At 70.7% G+C, this 8,480-nt stretch carries 8 protein-coding genes; 3 read left to right on the top strand and 5 right to left on the bottom strand.

The window, feature by feature from the left end:
- From ACFU99_RS23555 to ACFU99_RS23540, 4 genes are all read right to left on the bottom strand, one after another.
- Positions 1 to 1,172, bottom strand: a 1,172-nt coding sequence (locus ACFU99_RS23555) for a hypothetical protein (RefSeq protein WP_384395054.1), incomplete at its 3' end; no start/stop codon positions are given.
- Positions 1,169 to 1,456, bottom strand: a complete 288-nt coding sequence (locus ACFU99_RS23550; protein ID WP_384395055.1) for a chaplin family protein — start codon at positions 1,454 to 1,456, stop codon at positions 1,169 to 1,171. The genes ACFU99_RS23555 and ACFU99_RS23550, both read right to left, overlap by 4 nt.
- Positions 1,457 to 1,610: 154 nt before the next feature.
- Complete coding sequence (locus ACFU99_RS23545) at positions 1,611 to 3,998, bottom strand: cation-translocating P-type ATPase (protein WP_384395052.1); 2,388 nt, start codon at positions 3,996 to 3,998, stop codon at positions 1,611 to 1,613.
- A gap of 257 nt (positions 3,999 to 4,255) precedes the next feature.
- The gene (locus ACFU99_RS23540) at positions 4,256 to 4,528 is read right to left on the bottom strand and encodes a DUF2530 domain-containing protein (protein ID WP_384395050.1); all 273 of its coding nucleotides are present in this window, start codon (positions 4,526 to 4,528) and stop codon (positions 4,256 to 4,258) included.
- A 277-nt stretch (positions 4,529 to 4,805) separates the two neighbouring features.
- Here ACFU99_RS23540 and ACFU99_RS23535 point away from each other — a divergent pair, with 277 nt between their 5' ends.
- Entirely contained in the window at positions 4,806 to 6,272 is a 1,467-nt protein-coding gene (locus ACFU99_RS23535) for an NCS2 family permease (RefSeq protein WP_384395048.1), read from the top strand.
- A 22-nt stretch (positions 6,273 to 6,294) separates the two neighbouring features.
- Here ACFU99_RS23535 and ACFU99_RS23530 read toward each other — a convergent pair whose 3' ends face one another.
- The gene (locus tag ACFU99_RS23530; RefSeq protein ID WP_384395046.1) at positions 6,295 to 6,483 is read right to left on the bottom strand and encodes a ribbon-helix-helix protein, CopG family; all 189 of its coding nucleotides are present in this window, start codon (positions 6,481 to 6,483) and stop codon (positions 6,295 to 6,297) included.
- Positions 6,484 to 6,626: 143 nt separating this feature from the next.
- On the opposite strand from ACFU99_RS23530, the gene ACFU99_RS23525 reads away from it, so the two are divergent.
- Together ACFU99_RS23525 and ACFU99_RS23520 are read left to right on the top strand one after the other, a co-directional pair.
- Positions 6,627 to 7,097, top strand: coding sequence for a MarR family winged helix-turn-helix transcriptional regulator (locus ACFU99_RS23525; RefSeq protein WP_384395044.1), 471 nt, complete (start codon positions 6,627 to 6,629; stop codon positions 7,095 to 7,097).
- Between the two features lie 32 nt (positions 7,098 to 7,129).
- Positions 7,130 to 8,480 (top strand): MFS transporter (locus tag ACFU99_RS23520; protein ID WP_384395042.1); only part of this gene is annotated, 1,351 nt, incomplete at its 3' end.

Here is an 8,480-nt window from a genome sequence, read left to right as displayed (position 1 = left end):
GCCCGTACGGGCTCCCCGGCATCGGCCAGCGCGCGGGCCAGGGTGTCCTGGACGATCTCCCGCTCCACCCGCACCCCGCCGATCCGCTCCACCCGCCCGCCGAGCGCGGTGAGCAGGTCCACCGCCGCTCCGGGGCGGCCGGCGGTCAGGTGCGCGAGGGCCTCGGCGACCGGCGCGAGGGCCTCGCGGTACTCGGCGCGCGGGTCCCCGGCCGCCCGCCGGGCCAGCGCGCGCAGGTCGTCCGTGGCGGCCTCCACGGCGAGGGCGAGGGCCAGGTTGAAGGTGTGGAAGACCTCCGCCGTGCCGCCGGGCGCGGCCAGCAGCTCCCGTACGCGCACGAGGTCGGTACGCCCGGCGGGGGCCTGCCCGACGAGGAGCAGCCGCCAGTTCGTCGCCGCCCGCATGCCGACATCCGAGTCGGCCAGCACGGCGTCCGCGCGCCGCCGCGCGTCGGGGAAGTCGCCGCAGGCGATCGACTGGAGCGCCGCGTGCCAGTTGAGGTGGCGGAACTGCACGGCCTGCGGATCGTCCGCCAGCCAGCGGTCGAGGGCGGCGGACGCGACGGGCCCGTAGCCGAGTTCGTGCTCGGCGTGCGCGCGGGCGTGCATCGCGGTACCGGCCCGGGGGTGCACGGCCAGCGCCTGCCCGGCCAGCTCGTGGGCCTCCTCCACCCGGCCCCGCTCCACCCGCGCCCAGGCCAGCCACCCCGCCCAGACCCAGCTGTCGGGACCCGCCCGTACATACTGCTCCTCGATCAGCGCGTCGCCGCGCTCGCGGTAGGCGGGATCACCGCAGACGTGGAACGCGTCCAGCAGCAACCCGGCCACCTCGTCCCCGGGCCACCGGTCGAAGTGCGCCACCAAGTGATCGGCTGTCAGGCGGTGCTGCCGCAGGGCGCTCAGGAACACCCCGTACACGAGGCTCGTCTCCCGGGGCCCCGCCGACTGCGCGTCGTCGTACGCGACGGCCATCTCGTCCTTCAGCGCCGCCTCGCCGAGGGAGTCCCCGGCAGCCAGCGCCAGCAGCGCCCGCGCCACCCCGCAGCGCGGCTGCCCGGCCGCCCACTCCCGCAGCAGCGGCAGCCCCCGCCCGCTGAGCGCCAGCATCTCCTGTAGGGCCGCGTCGCCCGCCGGGACCCCGGTCCGTACGGGCGCGGGCGCGGTTACGGTCACACTGAGGCGCGGAACAGCGCGGTGCAGATGAAGCCGCTGTTCCCGCAGTGGTTGCGGGACATGTGCAGCGGCAGGACGAGGCGGTTGGCGCTCGCCGCGCCGCTGCTCGCGGCCGTGCCGCCCGCTGCCGTCGCGCGGCCCACGTTGAGGCAGCTGTTGCCGTACGCCGCGTTCCCGATGCCGATGATGTTGGCCTCGGCGGTACCGGCGGGGATCAGCGTCGCCCCCGTAGCCGCGCCGATGACCGCGCCCACTGCCCCGACCCGCCTGCCCGCAGCCTGCATGTCCACGATCGCGTGTCCCTCCGCCGCCGGGCGCCGGGCCCGGTATTCCCTGTTCAGACCGCGCCACGGAATCCCCGGGCCGCATTCCGCCCAACGACGGGAGCTCGACACGGTCACTCTGCGGAGTCGCCGCGCACGTTCCGTGAAGAGAGTCTCAGACCGGGAACCGCTTGCCCACCCAGCGCCAGACGACCTCCAGCACCGCCGACGCGACGACCGCGATGCCGACGGCGGCCCACGGCATGGTCGTGCCGACGAGCTTGAGCGCGAAGAACGTCTGGAGCCACGGCGTCACGAGCACGATCAGGAACCCGGCCGCCATCGCCAGGACCAGCGCGATACGCCACCAGGTGTACGGGCGGGCGATGATCGCCAGGACCCACATGGAGACGATGAACAGCGTCAGCGTCGCGACGCTCGTCTCGGCGTCGAGCGAGCCCGGACCGGTGTAGTAGTGCCGGGCCAGCAGGTAGGCGACGAAGGTAGCGGCGCCCGCGATGACGCCGGCGGGGATGGAGTAGCGCATCACCCGGCGGACGAAGTGCGGTTTGGCGCGCTCCTTGTTGGGGGCCAGGGCCAGGAAGAAGGCGGGCACGCCGATGGTCAGCGTCGACAGCAGCGTCAGATGGCGGGGGAGGAAGGGGTACGGGACCTGGGAGCAGACGACGAGGATCGCCAGCAGCACCGAATAGACGGTCTTCGTCAGGAACAGCGTCGCGACGCGCGTGATGTTGCCGATGACGCGGCGGCCCTCCGCCACCACCGACGGCAGCGTCGAGAAGCTGTTGTTCAGCAGCACGATCTGCGCGACGGCCCGCGTCGCCTCGGAGCCGGAGCCCATTGAGACGCCGATGTCGGCGTCCTTGAGGGCCAGCACGTCGTTGACGCCGTCGCCCGTCATCGCCACGTTGTGGCCGCGCGACTGGAGAGCGGCCACCATGTCCCGCTTCTGCTGCGGACTGACGCGCCCGAAGACCGCGCCGTCCTCCAGCACAGCCGCCATCTCGTCCCGGTCGGAGGGCAGCCGCCGGGCGTCGACGGGGTTCTCCGCGCCGGACATGCCGAGCTTCCCGGCGACCGCGCCCACCGAGACGGCGTTGTCGCCGGAGATGACCTTCGCCGCGACATCCTGCTCGGCGAAGTACCCCAGGGTCTCGGCGGCGTCCGGCCGCAGCCGCTGCTCCAGGATGACGAGCGCGGCAGGCCGTACGCCCTGCGCCACACGCGGGTCGTCCAGCCCCCGCTCCGTACGGGCCAGCAGCAGTACGCGCAGCCCCTGCGCGTTCAAGTCGTCGATCTCGGCGAGGGACGCGTCGCCGTCCGGCAGCAGGACGTCCGGCGCGCCCAGCAGCCAGGTGCTCTCCTCACCGTCCGGTCCGCCGAGGGCCGCGCCGCTGTACTTGCGGGCGGAGGAAAACGGCAGGGCCTCGGTGGAGTGCCAGCCGTCGGCGGCCGGATAGGCGTCGATGATCGCCTGGAGGGAAGCGTTGGGGCGGGGGTCGGACTGGCCGATCGCGCCGAGCACCTGGTGCACGTACGACTCGTCGGCGCCGCTCAGCGGTCGCAGCTCAGTGACGTCCATGCCGCCCTCGGTGAGGGTGCCCGTCTTGTCGAGGCAGACGACGTCGACGCGGGCCAGCCCCTCGATCGCGGGCAGCTCCTGCACCAGGCACTGCTTGCGCCCGAGCCGGATCACACCGATCGCGAAGGCCACGGACGTCAGCAGCACCAGGCCCTCGGGGACCATCGGCACGATGCCGCCGATGACCCGGCGGACGGCCTCGCGCCAGTCGTGGTTCTGCACGACGAGCTGGCTGATGATCAGGCCGAGCGCGGTCGGCACCATCATCCACGTCACGTACTTGAGGATCTGGCTGATGCCGGTGCGCAGCTCGGAGTGGACGAGCGTGAAGCGGGACGCCTCCTCGGCGAGCTGCGCCGCGTACGCCTCGCGCCCGACCTTCGTCGCGGTGAACGCGCCGCCGCCCGCCACCACGAACGAACCCGACATCACCTTGTCGCCGGGCTTCTTCAGCACCGGGTCGGCCTCACCGGTCAGCAGCGACTCGTCGATCTCCAGCCCGTCGGCCTCCAGGATCTCGCCGTCCACGACGCACTTGTCGCCGGGACCGAGCTCGATGGTGTCGCCGAGCACGATCTCCCCGGTGGGGATCGCGGCCGCCGTACCGTTCCTTCGCACGGTGGGCTTGGACTCGCCGATGACGGCAAGACTGTCGAGCGTCTTCTTGGCGCGCAGCTCCTGGATGATGCCGATCGCCGTGTTGGCGACGATCACGAAGCCGAACAGCCCGTCCTGAATGGGCCCGACGACGAGAATGACCAGGAAGAGCACGCCGATGATGGCGTTGAAGCGCGTGAAGACGTTGGCCCGGACGATCTCCGTAGTCGACCGCGACGACCGCACCGGCACATCGTTGACCTCACCGCGCGACACCCGCTCGGCAACCTGCGCGGTGGTCAGCCCGGGGTGCCCCGACGGCGGTACGGGCTCTTCGACTGCGGTCTGCGCCGGATCGGTCATGCCAACGACGGTACGGGGCTCACGTCAGGTTCACCCCTTGGATATACGCGATCGGCGGCGTGGCAGACATCTCATCAACCGCCCAGCCAGGAGAGGCGTCCCCTTCCCAGCCCGCCCGGCGCTTGAGGGCACCGAGGCAACCAGGCCGGCCCACTCCAGCCCACCCGGCGCTTGAGAGCACCGAGGCAACCCAGGCCAGCCCAATCCAGCCCGTCCGGCGATTGAGGACCGGGGCCCGGGGCAGAGCCCCGAAAAAGCTACGCGTCGCCCTGCGGCCCCGCCGCCTTGGCCACGTGCCGACGAATGGCGGCGTCGCGCTTCCGCACGTACCAAACCCCCACCAACCCCAGCACCCCCGCCGCCAGACACGTCCACAGCCACCACAGATGCCTGTTGTCCTGGAACCACCCATAAAACGGCAGCTGGGCGAGGAAGAGGACGAACCACGCGATGGTGCCGCCGGTAATGGTGGCGACGACATTGCCCTCATAGGGCTCAGGCGCCTCGTGCCGTGGAGTCCACTTCGTCATGCGCTCCAGCCTAGACGGTGGTGTCGGCGCGGCCCGCCGCGCCCACGGCGCGAGCGGAACCGATGGTTCATAGGGGTCTACGCGCGGAGATAGCAATTGATGGCTTGTTTATTCATACTGAAACCGCTCGTATCTGACTGGTTTCTTTCGTCAGATCGTCCAAAGAGGGTCTGTTCGGCTCCAGAGTGTGCAGAGTTATCGGCGCTATCGGTCCGGTCCCCGCAGTCCCGCTCGCCTTTCCGCGCCTCCCCGGAGGCCCGTACGACTGAGGTCCCGCATGTCCCCCTCGGCCACTGCTCCGGTCGACGCCAAGCCGCCGCTCCCGACGCCGCCCAAGAACCCGATCGACGCGTTCTTCAAGATCTCCCAGCGCGGTTCGACCGTCTCCCGTGAGCTCCGCGGCGGGCTGGCGACCTTCTTCGCGATGGCCTACATCATCGTCCTGAACCCGATCATCCTGGGCAGCGGCGAGGACAAGTTCCACCACCAGCTCGACAACGCCCAGCTGGTCACCGCCACCGCCCTGATGGCGGGCCTGACCACGATCCTGATGGGCGCGATCGGCAATGTGCCGATCGCCTGCGCCGCCGGCCTGGGCATCAACGCCGTCGTCTCGCTCCAGCTCGCGCCCAAGATGAGCTGGGCGGAAGCGATGGGCATGGTGGTGCTGGCCGGTCTGGTGCTGATGGTGCTGGTCGCCTCGGGGCTGCGGCAGCGCGTGATGGACGCGATCCCGGGCGGGCTGCGCCGGGCCATCGCGATCGGCATCGGGCTGTTCATCTCGCTGGTCGGCCTGGTCGACGCCGGGTTCGTCTCGCGCAACCCGGACGCCGCGCACACCACCGTCCCGCTCGGCCTGGGCACCGGCGGCCAGCTCCAGGGCTGGCCGGTGCTGGTGTTCGTGATCGGCCTGGGGCTGATGTTCGTACTGACCGTGCGCAAGGTGCGCGGCGCGATCCTGATCGGCATCGTCGCGATGGCCGTCGTGGCGATCATCATCAACTCCATCGCGACCATCCCGGACGCGAGCTGGGGCCTGTCGGTGCCGACCGTCCCGGACAACGTCGTGGGCGCGCCCGACTTCTCGCTCATCGGCGACATCAGCCTGTTCGGCGGCTTCCACGAGGTGGGCATTCTCACCGGCTGCCTCTTCGTCTTCACCGTGCTGCTGTCCGGCTTCTTCGACGCGATGGGCACGATCATCGGCGTCGGCGAGGAGGCCGGGCTGACGGACGAGAAGGGCCAGCTGCCGGGCATGGGCCGGATCCTGATGGTGGACGGCGTCGCGGTCGCGGCCGGCGGGCTCGGCTCGGCGTCCGCCAACACCTGCTTCGTGGAGTCCACGGCGGGCGTCGGCGAGGGCGCCCGTACGGGCCTGGCGAACTTCGTGACCGGCGGGCTGTTCCTGCTGGCGCTGATCTTCACGCCGCTGGCGACCGTGGTGCCCTCGCAGGCCGCGACGCCCGCGCTGCTCGTCGTCGGCTTCCTGATCATGTCGGCCAACGTCCGGGAGATCGACTGGAGCGACTTCACCATCGCGATCCCGGCGTTCCTGACGATCATCTCGATGCCGTTCACCTACAGCATCACCAACGGCATCGGGATCGGCGTGCTCGCCTTCATCCTGCTGCGGATCGCCGACCGCCGGGCCCGCGAGATCCCGTGGCTGCTGAGCGTGGTCGGGGCGTGCTTCCTCGTCTACTTCCTGCTCAACCCGATCGAACAGCTCCTCGGCGTGAAGTAGTGAAGGAGAGGCGAGGGGACCGTCACGGCGGCGGGGCGGAGTAGAACTCCTCCGTCGCGTCGACGGAGCGCTGGAACCGCTCGTCGAAGTCGTCCCGAATGAGCGTCCGGACCACGTAGTCCTGGACGCTCATTCCTCTTTTCTCGGCGTGCTGCCGGACCCGGTCCAGCAGGTCGCCGTCCATCCGTAGGCTGAGCACCCTTGATCCCATGCGTGCCAGGGTCCAGGGGGCGGCCGGTCCGGCGGTTGTTTTCCCGCGTGCGCTCACCCGTACGGGTGAAGCCGCCGTGACACACGCGGACCAGCCCGTTTTCCGGTTTTCCTTAGACGGAGTAATGAGTTATGCTAACGACCATGCCGGAACTGTCCAGCCCTGCGCCCGTGGCGGAGGACATCTCAGCCCCCACGGACGACGCCGAAGCCGTCAGCGCCCTGCGCTCCGGCGTCATGCGTCTGTCCCGTCGGCTCAAGCACCAGCGAGTCGACGAGTCGCTGAGCCCGACCGAGATGTCGGTGCTCGGCACCCTCGCCCGCTGCGGCTCCGCCACACCCGGCGAGCTGGCCCGCAAGGAGCACGTGCAGCCGCCGTCGATGACGCGCATCGTGGCGCTCCTGGAGGCCAAGGGGCTGGTCAGGCTCGAACCGCACCCGGAGGACCGCCGGCAGAAGGTGGTCACCCAGACCGAGCAGGCCGAGGCCATGCTCGGAGAGAGCCGGCGCAAGCGCAACGCCTGGCTCGCCGAGCTGGTCAAGGAGCTGGACGAGGACGAGTGGGCGACGCTGCGCGCCGCCGCACCCGTGCTGGAGAAGCTCGCGCACCTGTAAGACCGACCATGCGCCTAGGAGGCGACCCCATTTTGAGTACGGGACCCGGAGCAGACTCCGCACCCGCACCGAACACCGACGACGACATACCCGCCGAGCCCAAGCCACGGGGCGGGACCTTCAGCTCGCTGAGGGTGCGTAACTACCGGCTCTTCGCCACCGGACAGGTGGTGTCCAACACGGGCACCTGGATGCAGCGCGTCGCCCAGGACTGGCTCGTCCTCAGCCTGACCGGCTCCTCCACGGCCGTCGGCATCACCACGGCGCTCCAGTTCCTGCCCATGCTGCTCTTCGGGCTGTACGGCGGCGTCCTCGCCGACCGCTACCCGAAGCGCAAGCTCCTCTTCATCACCCAGTCCGCGATGGGCCTCACCGGTCTCGCCCTGGCCGCCCTGACGCTCAGCGGCCAGGTCCAGGTCTGGCATGTGTACGTGACCGCGTTCGTCCTCGGTCTCGTCACCGTCATCGACAACCCCGCCCGCCAGGCGTTCGTCGTCGAGATGGTCGGCCAGGACGATCTGCGCAACGCGGTCAGCCTCAACTCCGCCAACTTCCAGTCCGCCCGGCTGATCGGCCCCGCCGTCGCGGGCGCGCTGATCACCGCCGTCGGCAGCGGCTGGGCGTTCCTGCTCAACGGCGTCTCGTTCGTGGCGCCGCTCGCCGGCCTGCTGATGATGCGTACGAGCGAGCTGCACAAGGCCGAGCAGGTGCCGCGCGGCAAGGGCCAGCTGAAGGAGGGCCTGCGGTACGTCGCCGGGCGGCCGGAGCTGATCTGGCCGATCGTCCTCGTCGGCTTCGTGGGGACCTTCGGCTTCAACTTCCCGGTCTGGCTCAGCGCGTTCGCCAACGACGTCTACCACTCGGACGCCGGGACGTACGCCCTGTTCAACATCCTCATGGCGGCCGGCTCGCTGGCCGGCGCGCTGCTCGCGGCCCGGCGCGGCACCTCGCGGCTGCGGCTGCTGGTCGGCGCGGCGGTGGTCTTCAGCGCGCTGGAGATGACGGCGGCGTTCTCGCCCTCCATCGGGGTCTTCGCCGTGCTGCTGGTGATCATCGGCACGGTCGGCCTGACGATCAACGTGACGGCCAACTCCAGCGTGCAGCTGGCCACCGACCCCGCGATGCGGGGGCGCGTCATGAGCCTGTTCATGATGGTCTTCATGGGCGGCACACCGGTGGGCGCACCGCTGGTCGGCTGGATCACCGACCAGTACGGGGCCCGCATCGGCTTCTTCACCGGCGGCCTGATCTCCCTGCTCGCGGCGGTCGGCGTCGGCCTCGCGCTCGCCCGGGTGGGCGGCCTGCGGCTGCGGATAGACCTGCGGCGCGGGCACCGGCACGTGGCGTTCGTACCGCGCGAGCGCCCGGCGCGGCAGGAGGAGC

Origin of the sequence: Streptomyces sp. NPDC057654, assembly GCF_042800135.1 — a bacterium.
Lineage (GTDB): Bacteria > Actinomycetota > Actinomycetes > Streptomycetales > Streptomycetaceae > Streptomyces.
Note: the sequence above shows the minus strand (reverse complement) of the source record. Positions and strands in the feature narration are given on the sequence as shown.